Raw genomic sequence first — 24,120 nt, forward strand, 5'->3', positions numbered from 1 at the left:
CTTAAAAGGCGTTAGGCGGCAGTTTATCCATTCTTATCTGCCTAGGTAAAACACAGGACTAGATTGTTTAACAACCTAGTCCTGTGTAGTATTCACTATGGCAACATTTTACATGTATTACTTAAACTCATTAAATTCAGCTTCTGTTTGAGGAACCTTGATTTCTCCAGCTTTAATTTTTCCTTCGTATTCCTTCACAATGTCCAGGACGTCCGCTGGAACATTCTTATCGGAAGTAGGAGCAATAGCTACCCCTTCTTCAGCTAAACCGAGAACTGTTTCTTTTCCACCAGGGAACTGACCATTCTTCAATTGCTCAGATACCGTGAAAACCGCTACATCTACTCGCTTAACCATGGAGCTTAACGTTCTTTCTGGGGCTAAGAAGGATTGGTCTTTATCTACACCAATAACCCAAACATTCCCGCGTTCCTTCGCTTCGGCAAATACGCCATCACCAGTTGCACCAGAAGCATGGAAGATGATATCAACCCCACTGTCATACATCGTTGCAGCAAAGGTTTTACCTTGGTCCGGCTTATCGAATGCACCCACATAGTTTACAATAACTTGAGCATCAGGATTAACAGCCTTAACCCCTGCTCTGAATCCATATTCAAACTTCTCAATAAGAGCGAACTTCATCCCGCCAACAAATCCAACCTTATTCGATTGGGTCATCTTACCGGCGATAACTCCCATCAAGAAAGATCCTTCATGTTCTTTAAACGTAACCGCTGCTACATTGGGAGGAATTTCTCCACCTAAATTGGAATCGATAATCCCAAAATTAGCGTCTGGAATACTCTTCGATACATTAGAGATGGCATCTTCCATTAAGAAGCCAATCCCCCATGTTAGGTTTGTACCGCCGCGTGCAAAGCGGTTTAAGTTCGGCTCATAGTCAGCATCTGACTTAGATTCCGCGTATTGAGCTTCCACTCCAAGATCACTCTGGGCTTTTTGCAATCCTTCCCATGCCGATTCATTAAAGGAATTGTCATTTACTCCACCTACGTCCGTAACCATGCCTATCTTTAATTTCTCTGCTGCATCCGGTTGCGGAGCTTCTGTACCTTGTTGTGGTGCTGGTTGTTGAGCTTGGTTACCCCCGCCGCATCCTGCTAAAACGCCAGCTGTAACAAGCAAAGTAGCCATGAAAACAGATAAACCTTTCTTTAACATATGTGTTACCCCCTTAATTTTTTCTTCGACGAACAACGGAGAACTTAAACTTGTTCGCACGAAAATAATTGTTGGAATATATGATCGGCCTGTCCAATCGATCATAGTGCAGTTGATTGAGGACAAGCAGACTTTCCCCCGGTTCGCAGTGTAATAGGTTAGAGATCTGAGCATCGTAGCCAATGGCCGAGATGTCTGACCTTGCGTACTGGATCTCTAGATTCGTTGATTCCTTTAGATCCTCAAATAGAGATTGATGCTTGTACGAAAAATCCTCTGGTAAAAACTTGGCGGGAATCTTATCAATACAAAATATTACATTCTCATTATTTGCCGTACGTATCCTTTTTAAAAGTAAAACTTTTTCTCTGGGCTGAAGCTGAAGTCTAGCTTGATCCTTTTCTTCTACTTCTACCAGCTCGATGCTCAACATCACAGCCCCTGGCTTCTGGCCATTTCTCTCAATCATCTCCGTGATGCTAAGTAGTTCCTCAATACCACCAGCAATGACAGGATTGATCTTGATAAAGGTTCCTACACCATGCATCCGTTCTACTACATTTTCCTCTTCGAGTACCCTTAAGGCTTCACGTAAAGTAGCTCGACTCACTCCTAATGACTTCGCCAACTTAGGCTCCGGAGGAAGCTGTTGTCCGGGCTGGAAACGCTCTAGCTGGATCTCTTCTTTAAGTTTATCGACCACTTTCATGTATAGAGGGCGAGGATCAGGGTTAATGATCATCTTGATATCCTCCTCCTAGATGTCCCACACTTATTCTAGTCTGATGTCTGACAAATATCAAGTGAATTTTTCCATAATGTGCGTGTTGACGATACGTAAACCCATGGATGGTCTGTCCGCGGGTTTACACATATCTTAAGACAATTTTTTCTCTACTTCATAAACGGGCATCGGCTTACAAAAGAAGTATCCCTGAACGGCGTCACACTGATTGTCAACAAAGAATTTAAGCTCTTCCTCCGTTTCTACGCCTTCCGCTATGACTTTAAGATTCAGTCCATGCGCCATCTCGATAATCGCGCGGGCAATGGCAGCATTACGAGGATCATGGATAATGTCTTTGACAAACGAACGGTCAATCTTTAATCGATCAACAGGATATTTTTTTAAATAGCTTAGTGAAGAATAGCCTGTACCAAAATCGTCAATCGATACCGTTACTCCTAATTTACGAATCTCATTAATCGTTTTGATATTGCTGTCTATATGATTAAGACTAATCCCTTCTGTTATTTCAAGCTCTAAATAAGCAGGATCCAGCCCACTATGGCGAAGGATACGAGCGATTGTGCTAGGCAGAAACTTATCTATTAACTGCCTAGGAGATAAATTAACCGCGATTTTTAAAGGCTGAAAACCTTGACTTTGCCATGCTTTATTTTGCCTGCAAACCGTCTCGATAATCCACTCCCCTATGGGAACAATCAGTCCGGTTTCCTCGGCGAGAGGAATAAATTGAGTGGGGGAGACAATCCCCAGCTCAGGGTGATTCCAACGCAGCAGAGCCTCCATACTCATGATCTTCCGAGAATGAACATCAATTTGAGGTTGATAGTAAACCATAAACTCCCCGCGTTCTAGCGCCTTATGCAAACTGTTTTCCAACAAGATCTTTTCCGTAGTGGCCTTTTTCATCTCGGGTTCGAAAAATTGATAGGTATTACCAATCTCCTTAGCACAGTACATAGCGGCATCCGCATTCTTGATTAGCGTTTCAAGATCCACTCCATCCTCAGGATAAACACTAATCCCAATACTTGTCGTAATAAAAAATTCTTGCTCATCCAACTGAAAAGGAGTCGAGAAAGCGTGAAAGATTTTTTCTGCCACCTTTGCGGCATCTTTCGCCTCCAGGATATTGGATAGAAGAACGGTAAATTCATCTCCTCCAAGTCTAGCTACTGTATCGCTTTTTCTCACACACTTTTTCAATCGTGCCGCCACGCTCTGTAATAATTGATCCCCTACCCCATGGCCATAGGTGTCATTGATCCATTTAAAACGATCTAGATCCAGAAACATAACAGCCACTTGCCTGCCCACTCGTTGCGCTTGCAGCAACGCCTGGCTGAGTCGATCGTGAAATAAGAAGCGGTTAGGAAGCTCGGTTAACACGTCATAATGAGCAAGGAATTTCAAATGTTCTTCTGACTTTTTCCGCTCTGTAATATCAGAGAACATTCCTACATAGTTCGTAATGTTGCCATTCTCATCCCTAACGGTGTTAATACTCAACCATTCAGGGTAAACCTCCCCACTCTTCCTCCGGTTCCATATCTCCCCTTGCCAGCTTCCTTTTTCATAAATGGTGGTCCACATTTCAATATAAAATTCAGTCCCATGCTGAGTGGAAGAAAGCATACTAGGCTTACGTCCGATGGCTTCCTCCGGGAGGTAGCCCGTTGTTAAGGTAAAAGCAGGATTAACCCAAAGAATAGTACCTTTTGTGTCTGTAATAATGATACCCTCACTGGTATTTTCAAATATCCTGCTATACAAATGCAGCTTTTCTTCGGTTCGCTTACGATCCGTAATGTCTGAAAAAATCCCCACATAATGTGTAATTTCACCACGCTCATTTCGAACCGTATCAATCATAAGCCACTCTAAGTAGATCTCACCATTCTTCCGGCGATTCCATATCTCTCCTTGCCATGTTCCTTTTTCATAGACGGATGCCCACATCTCCACATAAAAGCTCGGCTCTTGCTTACCAGACTGCAGTATACTAGGGGACTTTCCTCTTACCTCTTCTTCTTGATATCCTGTCGTCAAAGTGAACGCCCGATTCACGGAGAGAATGGAACCCTGCTTATCTGTAATCACAATTCCCTCTTGTACATTCTGAAATACTGTTAAGTATAGATCTGCCCGATTCAAGATCATCGCATCCATTCTCTCACCCCTTGGCCGAATCAAGCCGAAATCTATTGAATATCAAACACTCTAGTTAATCTCGTAAGCTCAAATAGTTCTTTTACATGACCACGTAGTCCCTGAATGGATACCCCTCCACCGTTTTGTACGGCTTTCTTCTGCAGGGCTACTAATACCCCCAGTCCGGAGCTATCGATATAATCCACTTCAGAAAGTTGGATTATAAAATTTTTATAGCCTTGGTCTACGTATGGAAACAGTTTTTCCCTAATCGTAGTAGCTACATCTACATAGATCCTGCCAGAAAGACATACACGAACTTGGCCATGGGAAGCTTGAATATCTTTAATCATAGGGTTCCTCCTTGTGTAATGAGCTGTTTCTTTGAGCTAACAGGGTCTAAGCTATTATTTTTAACTAGCATCACTTCATTTCCTTGCTTATTATAATAGATCCGATCGGCAAAATGTCTCATAATAAAGATACCTCGGCCGGAATCTTTACTCATGCAAGGAACTCCATCACTTCCGTGAACCTGCCTAAACCCTTTCCCTTCATCTTTAACTCTGATAATGATTCTTTTATTGTCTATGCATTTCAAACGAAAGGCGACCCGTTTATCCGGGCGACCTTCATTCCCGTGCTTAATGGCATTATTAATCGCCTCATTCAAAGCTATTTCAATACCTGCATAATCTGTCGGGAGCATCTGCTTGATGGTATCCCCTATCCATTTTCGAACCAGCCTGTACCCTTCGTATCCTTTAAACTTTAATTCTATATCCGTCATGTCCCCATCCACTCTCTTTCAAGTAGGGCTTCTCTATCATTTAAAGTTCATACAAATCGCTGAAGCATCATCTCGATTCATCGGTCCATTCGAAATCTCCCTTAGATATAAGAATGTCTCATCAAAATTCCGATGATCATCTATTTCCTCTATTAGGTTTTCATATAAGCCATCCGTAAGAAAATAAAACTGTGTCCCCGGTTGATAATCAATCATGTACTGCTCATAGGATTCATCCTCCATTAAGCCAATAAAGGACCCAGGTGCAGTAACCACGGTTTTCTTCTTTGTGGCCATAATGAAATGATTAATACCACCTGAGCAGTATGTTAACTGACGTTCTACCGGATTGACTTCAACTAAAATAGCCGCAGCAAAAGTCTCATCGGTAAAATACTGAATAGCCTCTTTATTCATCCAAGCCATTTTCTCTTCTAGGCTTAACTCTCGAGTGGCGATTTGGCGAAAAAGCACCTTCAAACAAGAGATCTGTAGGGCCGTTGCTAGTCCATGCCCCATTAAGTCGAATAAACTGAGGATCAATCGATTATTTCGTTTGTCGAAAACGTAATCAAAAAAATCACCGCTAACGTAATGGAGCGGCTTATAGATAGACTTCATCTCCAACCAGTCACTCTCGTAATCCAAAGGGAGGAATTTTCTCTGAATTTCACCGGTTAAGACCACATCTTTTTTTAGCTTCTCACGAATCGTGATATCTCGGAACACGGCGACATAATGACTGATTTTTCCTTGATCATTTCGGATGACATTAATGCTTAAGGATTCTAAAAAAAGCTCTCCCGACTTCCTTTTATTCCAAATCTCGCCCTGCCACATTCCTTTAGAAAAGATCTCTTCCCACATCTGATGATAAAACCGATCATCTTGTATTCCAGAGCTTATGATGGAAGGATTCAATCCCAAGACTTCCTCTAAGCCATAACCCGTCAAGCGGGTAAAGGCCGGATTAACATAAATAATTGTATTATGAGCATCCGTAATCATGATGCCGTCGTTAGAAGCCTCTAGGATCTTTGCATTTAGATGCAGCTTTTCCTCGACCTTTTTCCGTTCCGTAATATCTCTTCCAATGACAATGAGTGCCTTTTTACTTCCATCCTCGTAAAAAGTAGGTACCTTAAGAATATCAAAAATTTGAGTGGTTCCATCCGGAGCTCTAAAGTTCTTCTCAAATCGAAAAGACTTTTTCTCTTGCCAAGCTTGTTCGTCCGTAACATCACTAGAAATCAGCAACTCTTTAATCCAAGTATATTGTGCTAATTCAAAATTGGACTTTCCTCGATAATCTACATCCTGCAATTGAAACATACATATTGCCACCTGATTCGCCCAGGCCCATCCTCCATTACTATCCTTGACAATAATGATATCTGGAATGGCCTTGAACAAAGCTTGAACTTGTTCTTCGTTTTCCAGAAACAAAGCCACCTTGGCTCCCCCTCATATATATGGTACTTTAGCACTATTACCACTGTGAATAAGTCACTTGTGATTTTATTCACAATCCTATACCCTAACCATACATTGCCTAAACTGAATAGTCAATTAGGGACATAAAAAATTAACAAATGATAGAAAATAGATTTCGCGCAACTATTACGATCTTCTCTCGTATAATATAATAACTAAACTATAACGGATAGTTTAGGATGAGAGTTATCTTGGGGCTTTTCTAATGCAATTAGAGAAGCCCCCTTTTTTTGTTTTGATGAGCAGGACTTCCAACCTCTGATGTGGAATTTGAATAATAAAGAATAAACGTCTTACACCTTGAATCTTACACCAGAAAAAGGAGAATGAAGTTGGACAGAAAGATTTTACTAGGAAGAACATTAAAATGGCTAATTATACTTGGTCTGCTTGTATTTATTTACTTTCAATTCTCCGTCTTCATTCCGATTTTGCTCGCGTTTATTACCGCTTTAGCCCTAGAACCTCTAGTCCAATGGTTCCAAAAAGGACTTAAGACCGACAAGCGCCTCGTTCCCGTATCCATTACCTTTACTTTATTTGTACTGGCCATTGGAATCGTGATGCACTTTACAATTACTTATTTAGTTCGAGAAGCGATTAAATTTATTTATCGACTCCCGCACTACGTGGTCGAAATCACTCGCTTCCTAGAAGAACTTATTCGAGATTTTAACCGGGCGATTGCTGATCTTCCACAAAAGGACCTGATCATTCGAGAACTTGAGCAACAGAGCCAATTAACCCTAGCCAAAACTCAAATGCTCTCCCAAAATGCCATTCCTACGATCGCCGAATGGATTCAAAGTATACCGAACATGCTCATTGTCACGCTGATCTATCTCATCACCTTATTCTTAGTGAGTTTAGATATGCCGGGGATTATCCACAATTTCTATAGTCACTTCCAAGAGAATACAAGAAACAAACTTCATTATATTTTTACAAAGTTAAGCAGAGTTTTTACCGGCTTCCTGAAGGCCCAAGTTTTAATCAGCATTGTTATTTTTATTGTCGCTTATGTCGGTTTGCTTTACATCACACCTAAGAACGCCCTGATCATGGCCATCATTATCTGGATTATCGACGTGATCCCCTTGATCGGATCCATCGTTATCCTGTTGCCCTGGTCTCTCTATACCTTAATCTCTGGAAATACCACCATGGGATTGCAGCTACTCATCCTTACCATTATCCTGCTCATTCTAAGAAGAACATTAGAACCTAAGATCATGGGTGACCAAATTGGATTATCAGCATTACCTACCCTTCTATCCCTATACTTCGGTTTTTACTTCTTTGGCTTCCTAGGCATGATCATTGGACCCTTAGTCCTCATTGCCATTCGTTCAGCCTCCGAGGTTGGGATAATCAGGACGGATTTTAAGATTTAATCGCATAAGACAGTGTTCATTGAGAGCACTGTCTTTTTTTTGTGGGGGTATGAACATAACAAGGTGCTCCAGAGAACTGAAACCATTACCGGTTTATATGAAAATCAGGGTGATCCGGGATGCCCGATCGCTTCCCGAGAAATCTTAATTGTATCCATTACGGGTTCGGGAGCAACTCACCGAGTATCGTGACCAAACCTCCAAGATTAGCTGGAATGGTTACAGGTACGTAAACAAACGATACCAACTCGTGATCAAACGTCACTTTTCCGTGATCAAATCAAAAATTTTGTGAGCATCCACCCACGAGCGAGAGTGTTCGGGGCTAAAAAAGGGTATAGACGAAAAATAAAAGCGGAATTACTTAAAAAATCAGCTTGGAATGAAAGGCTCTAAACCGAAGTTTAGATTGCACTTTTAAAAACCAGGCTAAAATCACACTAAACCTCGAAAAAACCTGCTCGCCCACTTGGAATCATTACCGGTGTGGGAGCAAGTTGCTTGGTTTCGTGATCATCGCGACTAAAAAAGACCTTCCTTAAATAAGGAAGGCCAAAAGAGGATGTAAAAAAATAAAAACATTCGACAAGGCAACATTATAAGGATTATTAGATGAAAAGTCCAGAATGATTTCATTCCACTAAAGAGTTTATGTGTCAATTCCATTATTTATGAACTAAACTAAAAACCCTGCCCCTCATTAGAGGAACAGGGTAAGATTGTATTATGTATGGTGGAGCATAGCGGGATCGAACCGCTGACCTCTACACTGCCAGTGTAGCGCTCTCCCAGCTGAGCTAATGCCCCATACGTGTGTCGCCTTCAGGGAAATTCAAAACTGGTGCCCCCTTCGGGGACTACAATCGAATTCCAACAAGAAGCTTACTCGACGTAGTAGGAATTCAATAAATGGTGCCGGCTAAAGGACTTGAACCCTCAACCCCCTGATTACAAGTCAGGTGCTCTACCAATTGAGCTAAGCCGGCTTATTGGTGGACGATGACGGATTCGAACCGCCGACCTCTACGATGTCAACGTAGCGCTCTAACCAACTGAGCTAATCGTCCAGATTAAGTTATGGTGGGCCCAAGTGGACTCGAACCACCGACCTCACGCTTATCAGGCGTGCGCTCTAACCAGCTGAGCTATGGGCCCTCTTGCTGCTATCTATAATAACACCAACGGTAAATATAGATTCAAGTTATGGAGCGGGTGATGGGAATCGAACCCACGCGACCAGCTTGGAAGGCTGGAGTTCTACCATTGAACTACACCCGCGCTTGTTATGGAGCGGACGACGAGACTCGAACTCGCGACCCCAACCTTGGCAAGGTTGTGCTCTACCAACTGAGCTACGTCCGCAATAAGATGGTGACCCGTAGGGGATTCGAACCCCTGAATGCATGCGTGAAAGGCATGTGAGTTAAGCCGCTTCTCCAACGGGCCAGTAGTAAATGTGATAGCGAAATTAATATTAAACCATTTTAATAATAATGTCAAGCATTTATTTTTCTCTTGAATCATTGCTTTAACATCGCTTTGCACATAAATAAATTTAGCATAAAAACCTCAAGTCGTCACTAGGAAAAAGTTGGCCTGTACAAAAAAGTCAGAAGAAGGATATCTTCTGACTTTCTTTTGACCTTAACAGCAGCTATCGATACCTGTCATCACTAAATTAGAACCTTGGATATCCAGTGCTAAAGTCTTAACATGCTCTTCGACACGCTTGTCTATAGCGACTTGAATACCGTTTACTGTTTCTACAATATCATCACCTTGTGGCTCATCCAGAGCCAACCCTAGCTTGGGAGCACCTCAGCTAAAGCCTGCAAAGAAAATCCGAATATTACTGGCACCATTATCCTTCATAACCGTTTCAATCATCGTTTTTGCTTCATCTGTAATTTTCATACGAATCTAACCCCCTTGGACTGGCGATATTAGACAACCATACCACATAAACCTGGACTTCTAAAGAGGGCGATGTGTTCTTGATTTACCCGCAGGCAGATCAGAACAATGGACACTATTTAAGATGTCCACCTATTTGTTGTCACCAATTATCAACCGTTTAAGTCTAACAGATCTTAGTCGTTTGTTGGATGTGCATAGCATAAGCTGTTTGTGTTATCTTATCAATGAAACTATCCTCTAAAGGTGGGCTATCCTTGAGAATCAATAAGTACATAAGTGAAACAGGCATTACCTCTCGGCGTGAAGTAGATAAATGGATTGCAGATCGCCGTGTAACCATTAATGGTGTTGTAGCCGAACTGGGAAGTCAAGTTCAGCCGGGAGATGACGTGCGAGTCGATAACCGCCCTTTGCAACTCAAACCACAGCAAGTCTATATTGCCCTAAATAAACCGGTGGGCATTACTTCCACCACGGAACGTCATATCCGCGGAAATATCATCGATTTCGTTAATCATCCGATGCGGGTGTTTCCTATTGGAAGACTAGATAAAGATTCAGATGGTTTGATTTTACTAACCAATGATGGAGATATCGTCAATAAAGTTCTTCGTTCCGAAAACAAACATGAAAAAGAATATATTGTTACCGTAGACAAGCCTATTACTCCGGCATTTTTACATGGTATGGCTGGGGGAGTTCGGATACTGGGAACCAAAACCCTCCCCTGTAAAGTTATGAAGATGTCGGATCGGGTATTTCGCATTATCCTAACACAAGGACTTAACCGACAAATTCGCCGTATGTGCATGGCCTTTGGATACCAAGTCCGACGTTTGCAGCGTGTTCGTATTATGAACATCCATTTAGGTGATTTGAAAATCGGACAATGGCGTGACCTGACAAAAAAAGAGCTCCAGGAGCTTTTTGAAAGTCTTCATTATACCCCAAAATCGTAGCTGAGCCCCCTTCTTAGGACTCCTTTTAAGGAGTCCTATATGCTTAAGGAAGAACGCTGCCTCCCCTCATGAAACGAAACTCATAATGATTGTTAAAGACATTATCTATTCGTACTCCACCCGTTCTTTGGCTAGCTGTATGGAGCATTCTCCCATCGCCTAAATAGACACCCACATGGGTAATCGTCTCGTTCGCTTTATTAACCCCTTTATAACTATCTCTAGTTGGACCTTTATAAGGCATAAAAAATAATAAGTCTCCTCTTCTCGCATGATGGATGTTCCAGATTCTCCTGGAGGAAAACTGATCGACATACCGAGCTTGGCTCCTTGAATCCTTAGGCAAGTCCATCCCTAGTGCAGATAAGTGGATCCACCTCACAAAGTCAGAACAATCGAAAACACGAGGATTAGACCTGTCAGATCCATACTGGTATGGGGTTCCAAGAAAGCTTAACCCTTTGGCAATTACATTTTCTCTATAGCTCCCATTCAGGGGAGAGACAGATGGATTAGGGTTGACTCGATGAAGTCGATAATCATGAGCTTGATGGTGTTGAATCGAGGAACCTTTCGATGACACTTGTTCGTTATAGAGAATACGTTCGATTCCCATATCCCCCATTTGGAATAGTGGATCGTTTTGTAGCAACTCCGCATTAAAAGCTTTCGCATCTGTTGGCGTCTCAAAAGTAGCCGTCGTTCCGTAATTTTGGCCCTGTCCACAACCGGTAATAAACAATAGAAGACTCACGGTGATCAACTTCCTCATGCTGTATCCACCTTTTCGTTTAATACTTAAATTATTCCCACCTTTAGAGAAAGGATTTCTAACAATAATATTCTAGTTTATACCATTTTTGTTCTTTCCACCGAATATATTCTGTAGTATAATTCAATATATAGAACAATAGAATCCCTTAAAGGAGGCTTGCAACAGCAGTGCTGGGACGTCGAAAACATTATCGATATTATTTCAAAGAGCCTGCTAAAGGAACTATTGAGATCACTGAGATTCGAAACCGCAAAGTAGCAACGAAAAAAGCCCCCATTCTAATTAAAGATATTAGTGGCAATGGCTTACGTTTCTCAACAGACCTTAGACTTCCTTTAACAGAGGTAATCTTATATAAGTTCGCTTTATTGCTCACCGGTCACGACCTCTCCTTTCACGGGAAGATTGTAAGAGTTGAACAACTTCAAGATTCTACATTTGATTATGGGGTTCAGTTTTTAGAGGAGCATAAATTCCTTACCCATATCATAAAAAAATTATCCGAAAAGATACTGGGACACAGTGCAAGTTAGATTAGACGATTGATAAACGAGGAGGTCTACCGATGTTATTTAAGAAATATGTCATTGATGTGCTTGAGCTCTCCGACAAGCCAGAATTCATAAGAAAAATGGCTCAAGAAGTAATTAAGACGGAAGGGGATGTCAACTACATTCTCCACAACATGAAAGTAAACGGGAAAGAAAAAATCTTCCTTTACCTTAGCCAACTAAGAGCGATCAAGAAAGAAAAAGAGCAAAAAGCCAAAATGCAGGCTTGATCTAGGTTTAAGATCAAGCCTGCATTTTTTTCTTGGCTCAGCTTTCTTTTGTTTTTAACCAATCATACATACTAATCATCATCATGATGATCATGATAAAGGCAAAGCATTGAATCGTTATCGTTAAATCTACCCATTGACCTATTAAACCAAGGGTAAGTATAGGAAGGCTAATCCCTAGATACGTAATAACAAAAAAGCAAGAAATTACTTGCGGCCTTGATTCATCCATGGATACCTGATTGAGATAAGCTAAACTTCCTGCGTAGCTCGGTCCATTTCCCAGTCCTATTAAAACCACGGAAAATACTAATAAGAGTATGGAGTGAGTGATGAGTGTTAACACAATTCCTGAGAGACCTAAGATCAGTAAAATATATCCCAGTACAATCAACCTCTTGATAGGTTGCCTCTTTAGAAGAATCTGGTTGATTGTCGATAGACCCAAGACTAAAGCCACCATAATACCTGAGGTAATCAAACTGGATTGTCCAATAAATAAATGCAGGTACGTTGGCAAAATGGATAACATTAAGCTCATCACGCCCCATGATAAAAAAGAGGTGGAGGATGATAATTTAAAGGATTTCCATTGTGCTCGAGGAACTTCAGGTATTTGAAAATGCAGAGAACTTTTCGCTAACGTTCTATTTTCCAACACTAGGATTAGTCCTATTAACCCTAAGATAGCCAGAGAGACATGAACCATATATGGAAATTGTAAAGGATGTGAGCTCAATACTCCGGCGATTCCTGAGACTAATGGAGCCAAAGCATTGCCTAATGTACCTGAAATAGCTCCAATAAAAGCGCTTTTAATTTTATCATGCTTTTCATGAAAACGGGTCATAGCTACTACGGCTAATCCATTCAGCATACCTACTGAAAGACCTTGAAAAATTCTAGATCCTATTAATCCCCAAACGCCTTGTGATAAAGCAAATCCTAAGGAACCTAAAATAGAGAAAGATACGCCTAGAATAAGCACCTTTTTTATACCGTAACGCTCGGATAAGGGATTAACTAGTACAATAGTTGGTATTACAATTAGAGCATAGAGAGCATACACAAACGTAATTTGTGCAGATGATAAATTCCATTCCTGTCGATATAACGTGTATAAAGGGGCAGGAAGGTTCGTTCCTAATAAGGTAATAAATAAGCAAAAAGCAATGAGCCAAAATGAAACCCGACGATGCATGCTAGCATCAACATACTGGACATGAGCTAACGCTTTTAATTCAAGTAATAATGCTTCAAACTGTTCTTCCTTAATCGTAGCAGAAATATTAATCTTCGTTAGTTTTCGATTCTTTTGATACTCCGCTTTTATCTTTTCAATATTATGCCCTTGCCGTCCAAACAATTCGGATAATTGCGCAAGCACCCCGGGTTGATTATCAACGAGAAGTGATATATTATGCGTAGCCATCCCTTCCTTTCTGTAAACTGTCTCCTGTCGACTGTAAACATCATAAAATAGATGTACAATTTAGTCAATAAAAAAATAGAAAAAACCGCTCCCTCGGTCGTCCCTCAGAAAATCGGTTCTTTTGATCTATTCCTTATTTAATTTTTGATTAAATAGTTCAGTCATAGCTTGTAAATCATTATTAATATGCACTTTCATCATTTCCTCCGCTTTTACCTCTGAGCGCTCTTGGATAGCATCGAGAATAGATTGGTGTTCAGCCAGATATTCATCATCCCGGTAAAAGTTACGGAACATATTATTACGCATGTAATATATTTTCATGCGGATGCCTTTCATTAGCTGGATCAATGAATCATTATGAGAGCATTCAATAATACAATCATGGAACTCTGTATTCAATCTAACAATATCTTGGACCTTTTGGTCTAACACGGCTATCCTTGTGTTCGATATATTGGTGGTTAAATATGTGATTTTTTCCTCTGTCATGTGATGAACGGATAGGCGTGCAGCAAGAGATTCTAAACTGCTTCTGCATTGGTAAACACCAATAATATCTTCTAACGTTGCTCGATAGGCTATAACGGTATTCCCCTGTTGAACAAGAAGTCCATCTTTAATTAGCATGCGAATGGCCTCACGAATAGGTCCTCTACTTACATTGAGCTGATCAGCAAGCCTCGTCTCAACCAATCGTTCCCCCGGTTCAAACTCCCCGTCCAAAAGCATGTTGAGAAGGATATGATAGACTTGCTCATGAAGGGGTTGTGCCTTTTGTATTTCCATGAATATCCCTCATTCTCTAAAGCCTCATTAGATTTTAATTCTTTTTTAAGATATCATCCTAAGTGGGCTTTTGCAATGAGATCTAATGAATAAATACTGAAAAATGAAAAAAGACAGCCTGCGCTGTCTTCTTCATTTAGACTTTTGCTTGAATTTTTCCAGACAATAAGCTTCCTGCATTTGGAACCACAGGCTTAAGGTTTAGCTCATTTAAAATTTTGTATACTGTCGAGCTTGCAGCAGACAAAACAGGCAAACCAAGCTTATCCTCAACCTGTTGGATGGCTGGCAAGGATGGCATTTGGACACATGCAGATAGAACAACAGCATCTGCACCTGTAATGTTTAATTGATCAGCAATATTAACCAAGTTCATCGGATCCAATCTTCCTACCTCAAGGTTATCAGCTACTTCTAAGCTGATGGAATCGATGACTTCAATTCCGCTGGCATTCAGATATTCAATGACCATGTTGGTTAATGGCTTCATATACGGAGTAATAATCGATACTTTTTTCGCCCCAATGGCACGAATTCCTTCAATAAGCGCACCCGCACTGCTTACGATAGGTACCTTTGCCGCTGTTTGTTCCGCAATTTTTCCTAATCGCTCTTCTGAAATTTCATGATAGCCAGGACCTTGGCACATAATCGCCACTAAACATGCATAGGCCAACACATCGCAACGGGCATCGGATAATTCCACCGCACAACGATCGCTTTCTACATCCATTTTGGTTAGCTCTTCCTTCGTAACATGCATCATACGCATACGGCTGGAATGGAAAGTAAAGCGTTCCGCCTCTACTTCTTCTCTCCAGCGAAGCATCATCGGAATTTCCGTCTCCATCGTTGTATTGGAACTAGGTACAATTAATCCTACTCTATAGTTTTTGCTCATCACTTTATCTCTCCTAACCCTATTTATATTATTTTTTCTTTTCTTACGAACCGGATTTCTTTATCTTTTACACCGCAATTTTTTCATTCGTTTCCACTTTATTCTTTTTCACACTTGCCATCTGTCCAAAGTAAACGACTCCCAAAATAACAAAGCCAGCAATGTCCGTCATCCAGCCTGGGTGAATAAGCATAATCGCTGTAGCTAATAAGATCAGGCGTGTAACCCAATGGAGCGGTGCTGCAACAAATCCAATTGTTGAGCCTGCTAGGGCCGTAACCCCTACAATGGCTGTTCCCACGGACCATAGAATGGTAAGCCATTCTCCTTCCCCTAGCAACGCAGGGTTAAATAAGAACATGTAAGGGATAAGGAATCCGGCAAGTCCAATCTTACACGCAGTAATGGCCGTCTCTAAAGCCTTTGAACCGGCAATTCCTCCACCAACCATCGCGGCTAAAGCAACCGGTGGCGTAATCCCAGAAAGGATGGCAAAGTAAAGAATGAACAAGTGAGAAGCTAACAATGGTAACCCGACAGCTGCAAAAGCTGGGTAAATAACAGATGCAGAAAGCATATAAGCAGCAACGGTAGGAACACCCATTCCAAGCAAAATGGTTAATACCATTCCGAAGAAAACTGTTAACAATAGAGATTCTTGTCCGAATGATGCGAGCATCGCCGAGATCTTCGCCCCAACTCCCGTAATTCCAATAACAGAAGCAACCACTTGAGCCACAGCAAGTATCAAGGCTATCATGACCATAGTTCGAGCCCCATCCACACAAGCATCAACCAGCTTAAAGAGGGCTTCTTTCACTTTTCCTTGAATAGTGGATTGAATCAAGAAAACAACAACGGCCGCAATAACAGCCCAGAACGCACAGCGGACCGGCGTCATCCCCATAAACAGGGTAGTAATTAGAACAAATAAAGGTATAAACAAAGCAGGAGCATTTGCACTAAATATGACGTCGCGTACTTTTGGCATTTCCGATTTTTCAATCGGCTTAAGTCCTAGGCGCTTCGCTTCAAAGTGGACCGACATCCATACACCAAAATAATAGAGTAGAGCCGGGATGACCGCAGCCGCAGCCACTTTAAAATAATCAACCTGGGCTACCTCAGCGAGAACAAACGCGGCAGCACCCATAATAGGAGGCAAAATTTGACCACCACAGGAAGCCGCGGCCTCAACCGCACCGGCAAATTTAGGCTTATACCCATAACGCTTCATTAAAGGAATACTAAATACTCCGGTTGTAGCCACATTGGCTGCTGTACTTCCGCTAATCGTTCCAAACAAACCACTAGAAAGTGTCGCTACTTTAGCAGGACCACCGACTAGACGCCCAGCAATCGCAGTCGACAAAAGAATGAATACCTCTCCACCACCTGTTAACAGTAGAACCGAACCAAAAATTAAGAAGATCGCTATCGTTTGAGCACCCGTCGCTAATAAGTCAGCTTGGAATATCCCTTTTTGCCCCATATACATCTCAATTGCAAAATCTTCAAATCCTATACCCCGGTGGGCAAATTGCGCTAGAAACGGGACATTGACTAGCATGTTGCCGAAAACCGTATAAAGCGTAGCTATTAGAGCTAAATTGGGGAATAACAGCCCTCCCGTCGCTCGTCGTCCTCCCTCATACAAGAGGATAAGCGTGATAAAGGACATTAGGATGTCCATAGAGGTTGGCGTTAAGTAGCCTAGCTCCACGATGATTCTTTCAGCATGATAGATGAAGTAAGCGTTAAGAATGATGGCTAATACCGCAAATACTATATCCAGCTTATCCATCACGGCATCTACGCGAGTGGGATTCTCCTTCTTCCTAAATGGATAAACAAAAAATACTAACGTTAAAGCAAATAAAAAGTGAATGGCCGATTGAGTAACAAAGTTTCCAGCGTATGCGGTATAAACGTGGAACACCACCATGATGACTGAAAGAACTTTTAAAATTTGGTACCCAATCTGATTTAAGTTCTTGGGATTTTTGAACGACTGCCGTTCTTGTTCGCGATAGCTTTCTAAGTCAACCTCTGGAGCAGCGTTATTCATGTTATTCACCTCTTTTTTAAGAAGGATAGGAGTGGCCAAGCCACTCCTCCTTTGTCATTAATCTACTTTTAATTCAGCAGGAACGGTAAATCCTTTTTCTTCGTAGTATTTAATTGCTCCCTTGTGAAGAGGGAATGGAGCGTTATTAATCGTTTCTTCAATTGTAATTCCTTTTAATGCAGGGAATGCGGTTTCCACTTCACCAATATTATCCCAATAAGCTTTTGTCATTGCATAAACCACATTATCCGATACATCTTTGTTAGCAACTGTGCTCATATATACACCAATTGTTTGAGCTTCGGCAATATCCTTATAGGCATCTCCAGAAATCGTAGACTTGATGAAGTATGGATATTTCTGTAGCACTTGATCAATCTGTGCATCCGTTAAGGAAAGAATCTTAAGTGGTTTTTGTGCATGAACTTCTGTAAACTTCGATATTGGGGCTTGACCATTGTAGCTGAATCCCACTAGTGTGCCGTTGATCACTTGTTCTCCTGCTTGATCTAGCTTCATGCGCTTGAAGTCCGGTTTAAAACCAAGCTCTTCAAAGACCTTGAAGGTGATAAACTCCCCACCACCACCGATGGTACTTGGGTTAAATGGTTTTCCGTTGAGCTCTTCGAAGGAATTGATACCGGAATCAACCGTTACCGCCCAGTGCATTTGGCTAGCAGGTAAGTTCCATAATATACGAATGTTCTCATTCTTCTTTCCTTCGAATTCACCTTCACCAGCATACGACTCATATCCCACATCATTAGCCATGAATGCAATGTCCGCTTTGTTCTGTTGTAGGTTCGTTGCATTTACCTTCGTTCCACCAGATTCAACGACTGTCGTTTCTACTACATCGCCAGCGTGCTTATTGATCGCCTGAGAGACAGCAGCATAATAAGCATAGAACGGTGTAGACGTTGGGGCTGCATCAATGTTTAACAGTAGCTTTTGACCGGATGTTGCTGCATCTGCCGGCTTTGCATCGCCAGCTGGTCCTGGTTGAGTAGAAGTGGAACTAGAACCGCAAGCTGCTAAAGACATGGCTAAAACGAGTGAACTGGTAATCTTCCAAAATTTCTTCATCTGTCTATTAATCCCCCTACATTTTTTATAGTTTAAGCCCAACTATAGTAGAACCTATAGTTAATTGACCTTTTTAACTAATGTTCTGTTATACAAGGAGTAAAACGCTCTCAAATCATTTTGGATATGCTTTTTCATTTCGGCTTCAGCTTGAACCGCATTTCCTTGGGCGATTTGATTATATATGGCGTAGTGTTCTTCGAGGTAATTATCTTTCCTATAATACAGATTAAACAGGGTGTTTCTCATATACTGCACTTTATTTTTCAACATGGTCATAAGTTCAATTAGCTGATGATTGCCGGACGCTATAACGATGAGTTCGTGAAATGCCGTATTCAACTTCACGATCTGCCTCTTGTCCTCCAGGGCTATCGCCTGCCCAGTTTTCTCTAGCACCGCCTCTAATTGTTGAATCTGTTGCTTCGTTGCTGTTTCTGCAGCAAGCCTTGCAGCTAAAGATTCGAGGTATTCCCTACATTGGTACACTTCGATAATATCTTTCAGGATGGGGTTATATACACAAACGCTTCCATCATGATCTACCAATAACCCATCTTTAGTTAGCATCCGTATTGCTTCTCGAACGGGGCCCCGGCTGACTCCTAACCTCTCCGCTAATTTCAGCTCAATAATTCTTTCCCCCGGCTCAAAGTGTCCTTCAAAAAGCATTTGCATCATCGTCTGATAAACCTGACTGTGAAGGGGTTCTGATTTCATAATTTGTCTCATCGCGTTATCCTTTTGTAATCCCTTTCTTGAAACTAGATTATCACGGTTCACGGTTTACTGTCAACAGAAAACACTCACTTTTTTAACCCATTAAAATGTTAGGAATTGTTTTTCTTTTAGCCAGTTCATCAGCTAGGAAATCCATCATCGTTTGTGTTACTCTAAAGACACTATGGCAGGAGGGTCTACAGATGTCCAAAATTAAAAAATCTGAACCTCTTCATAATCAGGTCTACCACATTGTGAAGAGAATGCTTATAGAAGGCGAATATCAGCCTGGAGATCGCCTTGTTGAGGTGAAATTAGCTGAAAGTCTTGGTGTAAGCAGAGCTCCGGTTCGCGAAGCGATCCGAATGCTTATCCAAGACGGATTACTAGAACAAAAAGAGGGACTAGTCTATTTAATTAATCCTACAACGCAAACGATCGTTGAAGTTTTTCAATGCCGTCAAAGCCTCGAATCTCTTTCTGCAAGGCTTGCTGCCAAGAACATTTCCGATAGTCAGCTCCAGCAGCTTGCGCAAAACATCCAAGAAACTCAGAGAGCTATACAACAAAACGATAGTAAGGAAATCGGGCGACTCGATCAACAGTTTCATGACTTAATTATAGAGGCCTCAGGAAACCAACAGCTAATCTCGCTTATGTCTATTATTCAAGCCAAGATCTCCTATATAAGAAACTCCATTATCCGCAACTTCTATCAAAACTTCCTTACCTTTGCGGACGAACATCAAAGAATCTACCAGGCTTTACTGGAACGAGACGAGAACAAGGCTGAAATGGAAATGAGATCCCATATCGAAAAAAATCTAAGCGTTTCCTATACACTCATTCAATAAGGGGCAATTTGCCCCTTATTTTTTTACCTTATGAAGATGACCGGTAAGCGGTCGTTCCGTTAAGGGACGGATGAGTTCTACACACTCCATCAGTTTTTCTAGATTAATCCCCGTTTCAATTCCCATCTCATGAAGCATCATCACGAGATCCTCCGTAGAGCCGTTTCCTGCTGCTCCAGGCGCAAACGGACATCCGCCTAATCCGCCGATCGAGCTGTCAAACGCTGTTACACCTGCCTGTAAAGCAGCTATTACATTGGCTTGGGCTAACCCATAGGTGTCATGAAAATGAGCCGTGATCTGCGCTCGCGGTGACTGGTCCATCACCTTCGAGAATAAATCATACACCTGTTTCGGATTAGCTCTTCCAATGGTGTCACAGATGACGATTTCGTTTACTTGAAGCGCTTCAACTTGGTTGACCATTTCCAATACAACGGAAGGATCCACTTCCCCTTCATACGGACACCAAAATGACGTGGCAATGTCATACCGGACGAAAACCCCTTCGCCTTTTGCTTGTTCAATCACCTGGTTTAGACGATCCATCGACTCTCTTCGGGACATTCGGACATTCTTTTGGTTAAAAGAATCGCTTGCTCCGACCACAAGGGCAACGGCATCAATATGAGACTGACGAGCTCGCTCATATCCTTTTTCATTGGGTATCAGCGCTATATACTGAATGTCTTCCTTGCGTTGAACTCCCTCTAATACTTCCTTTGCATCTTTCATTTGCGGAACATGAACAGGATGAACAAAAGAGGTTGCCTCAATTCTTTTAATCCCAGTTTGGGACAAAGTATGAATGAGCTCTATTTTTTTTTCAGTTGGGATAAAGTTTGCTTCATTCTGGAGCCCATCACGCGGGCCTACTTCGATAATCTCCACTTTTTTCGGTAAATTCATGACAGACAGCCCCCTATACAATCCCCATTCGCTTAGCTAAATAAGCTTCTAGCCCACCAACGGAAACCATTTCTATTAAATGCTCTGGTAGTTTGGTACTTTCAAATTCCGTACCTTGGGTTAAGTTTCGAACCTTTCCCTCCAGTAGATCAATTTCGATTTCGTCTCCTTCTTGGAAAAAAGAGGTATCCACCATCTCCACAACGGGAAGCCCAATATTAATCGCATTGCGATAGAAGATTCTTGCAAAAAAGTGGCTCACAATTGCCCCAACCTGCAAATGCTTTAAGACTAAGGGTGCCGTTTCTCTACTCGATCCAGAGCCAAAATTATCGCCGGCAACCAAGATATCTCCCGGTTTGATTTTCTTTGCAAAGTCAGGGTCAATGGCTTCCATGGCATGCTCTGCCTGCTTCTCAATGGACAGACTCATATATTGTCCAGGAGAGATGATATCCGTATTCACATTATTTCCGTACTTCCATACTCGGCCACGAATGATCTCTGACATTACACCATCATCTCCTTTGAAAGATACTTTCTTGGATCCGCAATCTTCCCTTCAATAGCAGTGGCTGCAACCGTAGCCGGCGAACCAATATAGATTTCCCCTTGGGCACTTCCCATTCTTCCTCTAAAGTTACGGTTGGAGGAGGACATCACCACTTCCCCTGCACCGATGACGCCGCTTGTAAATCCTCCACAAGCTCCGCAAGATGGCATATTCACGATACATCCAGCTTCCGTCAATATATCTAAGATCCCTTCTTTACTCGCTTGCATCCAGATCGCCTGTGAGGCAGGTACCACCAGGCATCGAATATGCTTGGCGATCTTTTTGCCTTTCAAGATTTTAGCGGCAATGCGAAGGTCACTTATCCGTCCGTTGGTGCATGATCCCAGATACACCTGATCTACATGGGTACCTTCCACGACACGAACAGGATGGACATTATCTATTTCATGAGGGCAGGCCACCTGTGGTTCCAATTCTGAAGCATTATAAGTTAGTACGCGATGATAGTGTGCATCGCTATCGCTTTTGATAAAATCAATTTCATGTACGCCTCTTGCCTTAAGGAAGTTTACAACCGTTTCATCTGGTTCAATTAATCCAGTTTTAGCCCCAGCCTCAACCGCCATATTGGACATTACCAATCTTTCATCTAGTGTCATTTTCCGTATCGCGCTACCCGTAAATTCTAAGGCTTGATATGTCGCTCCGGCGTGTCCAAGATCTTTGATTGTCTTTAAAATCAAATCTTTTGAATACACTCCAGCTGGAATGCTCCCTTCCCAATTTACTTGGATCGTCTCGGGTACTTTAAGCCAAGTTTCTCCTGTCAGAAGCACACCAATCATTTCAGTGGACCCAATACCGGTTGCAAAAGCCCCCATCCCACCGGCCATACACGTGTGGGAATCCGTTCCCAAGATTAAGCGCCCTGGCTGAACATGACCATGCTCGACAATCACTTGGTGACAAGGCCCTTCAAATTCATAGTAATAAGGCAACTCAAACTCCTTAGCCCAATCTCTCGTGTATTTCAGAATATCAGCCTGTTGTACGGTTGCCGGAGGAGTACAATGATCGGAAACAACGACTACTTTTTCTTTATCAAATAGCTTCCCGCCTAACTTGCGAAAGCCATTATTAATTAATCTTGGTCCCAATAGATCATGCATCATGGCAATGTCGACCTTTACCCAAACAATCTCTCCGCCTTTGACCTCGCTTTTTCCAGATGCTCTAGCCAAGATCTTTTCAGCCATCGTCATTCCCATAGGAATCCTCCTTTATTCTCCAATTTATTGTTTACTGTATACTGTCAACAACAATTGCTTAAAAAAATTAGTTCTTAACTCCCTCTTCCTTTTCTTTTCCGAAGATTCCCTTGTCCTTTAATTCGTTAATGTAGCCTTCATCCAACTTCAAGAAATCTCTCAGGACATCCTCGGTATGTTCGCCTAGCTTTGGCCCCACCCAATCAATGTCACCAGGGGTTTCACTTAGTTTTGGAACAATACCTGGAACTTTCATCTTGCCTATTCCGTCGACTTCCACTTCTCTTATCATCCCGCGAGCTTGATAATGAGGATCGGCAACAATGTCTTCAATGGAGTAGATCGAGCCTGCCGGTACTTTCGCCTCATCTAGTGCTTGAATTGCATCGGCTAAATCGAGACTTTTGGTCCACTCTTCAATGATAGAATCCAAGTATTCGGCATGCTCACTTCTCAAGGCGTTGCTCTCAAAGCGAGGGTCCTCTGCTAATTCCGGGTGTCCAATCATGATCATCAATCGTTTAAAGATCCCGTCACCGTTCGCACCGATAACCACATACTTCCCGTCTTTACAAATATACGTGTTCGATGGCGTAATCCCTGGCAAGGTGCTTCCTGTTCTTTCACGGATAATCCCTTTTCGATCATACTCTGGCAACATACTTTCCATGATGCTGAATATGGACTCGTATAATGCCACATCGACAAACTGCCCTTGACCCGTCCCTTTTACATCCCGATGATAAACAGCCATCATCGCTCCGATTACCGCGTAAAGAGAGGAAATGGAATCCCCGATACTCACACCCACTCTGGTTGGAGGACGATCCGGATATCCAGTGAGGTAGCGAAGCCCACCCATTGCCTCACCGATCGAACCAAATCCCGGTTTATCCCGATAAGGGCCATCTTGACCATAACCGCTAATGCGAATCATGATGATGCCTGGGTTCAGCGCTTTCAATTGTTCGTAACCAATTCCCCATTTTTCCATCGTTCCTGGTCGGAAGTTCTCAATGATAATATCGACTTCCTGTGCTAGCTTGCGAATGATTTCTTGACCTTCCTCTTGTCGCAAATCCAACGCCACTGATTTTTTATTTCTTGACTGAACGTACCACCATAAGCTTGTGCCGTTTTCCACTACACGCCATGAACGGATGGCATCTCCTGTATCTGGGCTCTCTATTTTAATTACTTCTGCCCCAAACTCTGCAAATAAGCGTCCTGCTGAGGGCCCTGCAATTAATTGTCCCATCTCAAGGACCTTCAACCCTTTTAACGCTTTTTCTTTCATCCTAAACACTCCTCTTTAATCAATATATGTTTACTGTTTACTGTCGACTGTTATCTATATTGAAATATTAAATCAATTATCCCAT

Annotated in this window: 23 protein-coding genes and 7 tRNA genes; 5 read left to right on the forward strand and 25 right to left on the reverse strand. The window is 42.0% G+C overall.

Translation table 11 applies throughout. The features are described from left to right. Nucleotides 1-117: 117 nt before the first annotated feature. The 6 genes from EIZ58_RS17870 to EIZ58_RS17895 form a co-directional block, all read right to left on the reverse strand. Nucleotides 118-1,185 (reverse strand): BMP family lipoprotein, encoded by a 1,068-nt coding sequence (locus tag EIZ58_RS17870; RefSeq protein WP_134702246.1) that lies wholly within the window; start codon nucleotides 1,183-1,185, stop codon nucleotides 118-120. 13 nt (nucleotides 1,186-1,198) lie between these two features. Further along, nucleotides 1,199-1,927: a GntR family transcriptional regulator gene (locus EIZ58_RS17875; protein WP_134702247.1), complete on the reverse strand. Its 729-nt coding sequence runs from the start codon at nucleotides 1,925-1,927 to the stop codon at nucleotides 1,199-1,201. A gap of 135 nt (nucleotides 1,928-2,062) precedes the next feature. Continuing rightward, complete coding sequence (locus EIZ58_RS17880; protein WP_134702248.1) at nucleotides 2,063-4,102, reverse strand: sensor domain-containing protein; 2,040 nt, start codon at nucleotides 4,100-4,102, stop codon at nucleotides 2,063-2,065. 32 nt (nucleotides 4,103-4,134) lie between these two features. Beyond that, on the reverse strand, nucleotides 4,135-4,437 hold the full coding sequence (locus tag EIZ58_RS17885) for an STAS domain-containing protein (RefSeq protein ID WP_134702249.1): 303 nt from the start codon (nucleotides 4,435-4,437) through the stop codon (nucleotides 4,135-4,137). Next, nucleotides 4,434-4,874, reverse strand: coding sequence for an ATP-binding protein (locus EIZ58_RS17890; protein WP_134702250.1), 441 nt, complete (start codon nucleotides 4,872-4,874; stop codon nucleotides 4,434-4,436). Before EIZ58_RS17890 ends, EIZ58_RS17885 begins: the two co-directional genes overlap by 4 nt. 36 nt (nucleotides 4,875-4,910) lie before the next feature. Then, nucleotides 4,911-6,326 (reverse strand): SpoIIE family protein phosphatase, encoded by a 1,416-nt coding sequence (locus tag EIZ58_RS17895; protein WP_134702251.1) that lies wholly within the window; start codon nucleotides 6,324-6,326, stop codon nucleotides 4,911-4,913. A gap of 374 nt (nucleotides 6,327-6,700) precedes the next feature. On the opposite strand from EIZ58_RS17895, the gene ytvI reads away from it, so the two are divergent. Then, complete coding sequence (gene ytvI, locus EIZ58_RS17900) at nucleotides 6,701-7,762, forward strand: sporulation integral membrane protein YtvI (RefSeq protein WP_240689167.1); 1,062 nt, start codon at nucleotides 6,701-6,703, stop codon at nucleotides 7,760-7,762. A 731-nt stretch (nucleotides 7,763-8,493) separates the two neighbouring features. Here ytvI and EIZ58_RS17905 read toward each other — a convergent pair. The 8 genes from EIZ58_RS17905 to EIZ58_RS35345 form a co-directional block, all read right to left on the reverse strand. Further along, nucleotides 8,494-8,569 (reverse strand) — tRNA-Ala (locus tag EIZ58_RS17905). A 103-nt stretch (nucleotides 8,570-8,672) separates the two neighbouring features. After that, nucleotides 8,673-8,748, reverse strand: a tRNA-Thr gene (locus EIZ58_RS17910). A gap of 4 nt (nucleotides 8,749-8,752) precedes the next feature. Then, nucleotides 8,753-8,829, reverse strand: a tRNA-Val gene (locus tag EIZ58_RS17915). 11 nt (nucleotides 8,830-8,840) lie between these two features. Further along, nucleotides 8,841-8,917, reverse strand: a tRNA-Ile gene (locus EIZ58_RS17920). Nucleotides 8,918-8,966: 49 nt separating this feature from the next. Then, a tRNA-Gly gene (locus tag EIZ58_RS17925) sits at nucleotides 8,967-9,040 on the reverse strand. 8 nt (nucleotides 9,041-9,048) lie between these two features. Then, nucleotides 9,049-9,124: transfer RNA gene (locus EIZ58_RS17930), tRNA-Gly, on the reverse strand. Between the two features lie 7 nt (nucleotides 9,125-9,131). Continuing rightward, a tRNA-Glu gene (locus EIZ58_RS17935) sits at nucleotides 9,132-9,208 on the reverse strand. Between the two features lie 198 nt (nucleotides 9,209-9,406). Then, nucleotides 9,407-9,676, reverse strand: a complete 270-nt coding sequence (locus EIZ58_RS35345) for an adhesin (RefSeq protein WP_134702253.1) — start codon at nucleotides 9,674-9,676, stop codon at nucleotides 9,407-9,409. A gap of 257 nt (nucleotides 9,677-9,933) precedes the next feature. Here EIZ58_RS35345 and rluF point away from each other — a divergent pair, with 257 nt between their 5' ends. Beyond that, the gene (gene rluF, locus EIZ58_RS17945) at nucleotides 9,934-10,638 is read left to right on the forward strand and encodes a 23S rRNA pseudouridine(2604) synthase RluF (RefSeq protein WP_134702254.1); all 705 of its coding nucleotides are present in this window, start codon (nucleotides 9,934-9,936) and stop codon (nucleotides 10,636-10,638) included. A 43-nt stretch (nucleotides 10,639-10,681) separates the two neighbouring features. On the opposite strand, the gene EIZ58_RS17950 is transcribed toward rluF, so the two are convergent. Then, on the reverse strand, nucleotides 10,682-11,410 hold the full coding sequence (locus EIZ58_RS17950; RefSeq protein WP_134702255.1) for a C40 family peptidase: 729 nt from the start codon (nucleotides 11,408-11,410) through the stop codon (nucleotides 10,682-10,684). Between the two features lie 170 nt (nucleotides 11,411-11,580). Between EIZ58_RS17950 and EIZ58_RS17955 the strand changes: the two genes are divergently transcribed. Both EIZ58_RS17955 and EIZ58_RS17960 read left to right on the forward strand, forming a co-directional pair. Further along, the gene (locus tag EIZ58_RS17955; protein ID WP_134702256.1) at nucleotides 11,581-11,946 is read left to right on the forward strand and encodes a PilZ domain-containing protein; all 366 of its coding nucleotides are present in this window, start codon (nucleotides 11,581-11,583) and stop codon (nucleotides 11,944-11,946) included. 32 nt (nucleotides 11,947-11,978) lie between these two features. Further along, nucleotides 11,979-12,194 (forward strand): hypothetical protein, encoded by a 216-nt coding sequence (locus EIZ58_RS17960; RefSeq protein ID WP_134702257.1) that lies wholly within the window; start codon nucleotides 11,979-11,981, stop codon nucleotides 12,192-12,194. Between the two features lie 37 nt (nucleotides 12,195-12,231). Here EIZ58_RS17960 and EIZ58_RS17965 read toward each other — a convergent pair whose 3' ends face one another. The 6 genes from EIZ58_RS17965 to EIZ58_RS17990 form a co-directional block, all read right to left on the reverse strand. Further along, the gene (locus EIZ58_RS17965; RefSeq protein ID WP_134702258.1) at nucleotides 12,232-13,626 is read right to left on the reverse strand and encodes an MFS transporter; all 1,395 of its coding nucleotides are present in this window, start codon (nucleotides 13,624-13,626) and stop codon (nucleotides 12,232-12,234) included. Between the two features lie 126 nt (nucleotides 13,627-13,752). Further along, nucleotides 13,753-14,415, reverse strand: a complete 663-nt coding sequence (locus EIZ58_RS17970; protein ID WP_134702259.1) for a GntR family transcriptional regulator — start codon at nucleotides 14,413-14,415, stop codon at nucleotides 13,753-13,755. A 136-nt stretch (nucleotides 14,416-14,551) separates the two neighbouring features. Further along, nucleotides 14,552-15,316 (reverse strand): maleate cis-trans isomerase family protein, encoded by a 765-nt coding sequence (locus EIZ58_RS17975; protein ID WP_134702260.1) that lies wholly within the window; start codon nucleotides 15,314-15,316, stop codon nucleotides 14,552-14,554. Between the two features lie 67 nt (nucleotides 15,317-15,383). Further along, nucleotides 15,384-17,384 (reverse strand): TRAP transporter permease, encoded by a 2,001-nt coding sequence (locus EIZ58_RS17980; protein ID WP_167577779.1) that lies wholly within the window; start codon nucleotides 17,382-17,384, stop codon nucleotides 15,384-15,386. Between the two features lie 57 nt (nucleotides 17,385-17,441). Next, on the reverse strand, nucleotides 17,442-18,470 hold the full coding sequence (locus tag EIZ58_RS17985; RefSeq protein ID WP_134702262.1) for a TAXI family TRAP transporter solute-binding subunit: 1,029 nt from the start codon (nucleotides 18,468-18,470) through the stop codon (nucleotides 17,442-17,444). Nucleotides 18,471-18,530: 60 nt separating this feature from the next. Continuing rightward, nucleotides 18,531-19,190, reverse strand: coding sequence for a GntR family transcriptional regulator (locus EIZ58_RS17990; protein ID WP_167577780.1), 660 nt, complete (start codon nucleotides 19,188-19,190; stop codon nucleotides 18,531-18,533). 203 nt (nucleotides 19,191-19,393) lie between these two features. Here EIZ58_RS17990 and EIZ58_RS17995 point away from each other — a divergent pair, with 203 nt between their 5' ends. After that, nucleotides 19,394-20,044: a GntR family transcriptional regulator gene (locus EIZ58_RS17995; protein ID WP_167577781.1), complete on the forward strand. Its 651-nt coding sequence runs from the start codon at nucleotides 19,394-19,396 to the stop codon at nucleotides 20,042-20,044. Nucleotides 20,045-20,059: 15 nt separating this feature from the next. Here the strand turns inward: EIZ58_RS17995 and EIZ58_RS18000 are convergent, their stop codons facing one another. The 4 genes from EIZ58_RS18000 to EIZ58_RS18015 all read right to left on the reverse strand — a co-directional run bounded on the left by EIZ58_RS18000 (nucleotide 20,060) and on the right by EIZ58_RS18015 (nucleotide 24,035). Beyond that, on the reverse strand, nucleotides 20,060-20,953 hold the full coding sequence (locus EIZ58_RS18000; RefSeq protein ID WP_134702265.1) for a hydroxymethylglutaryl-CoA lyase: 894 nt from the start codon (nucleotides 20,951-20,953) through the stop codon (nucleotides 20,060-20,062). A 13-nt stretch (nucleotides 20,954-20,966) separates the two neighbouring features. Then, on the reverse strand, nucleotides 20,967-21,464 hold the full coding sequence (locus EIZ58_RS18005; RefSeq protein ID WP_134702266.1) for a LeuD/DmdB family oxidoreductase small subunit: 498 nt from the start codon (nucleotides 21,462-21,464) through the stop codon (nucleotides 20,967-20,969). Next, on the reverse strand, nucleotides 21,464-22,738 hold the full coding sequence (locus EIZ58_RS18010; RefSeq protein ID WP_134702267.1) for a 3-isopropylmalate dehydratase large subunit: 1,275 nt from the start codon (nucleotides 22,736-22,738) through the stop codon (nucleotides 21,464-21,466). Before EIZ58_RS18010 ends, EIZ58_RS18005 begins: the two co-directional genes overlap by 1 nt. A 67-nt stretch (nucleotides 22,739-22,805) precedes the next feature. Next, complete coding sequence (locus tag EIZ58_RS18015; RefSeq protein WP_134702268.1) at nucleotides 22,806-24,035, reverse strand: CaiB/BaiF CoA transferase family protein; 1,230 nt, start codon at nucleotides 24,033-24,035, stop codon at nucleotides 22,806-22,808. Nucleotides 24,036-24,120 lie beyond the last annotated feature (85 nt).

Source organism: Ammoniphilus sp. YIM 78166 (assembly GCF_004522215.1).
Lineage (GTDB): Bacteria > Bacillota > Bacilli > Aneurinibacillales > RAOX-1 > YIM-78166.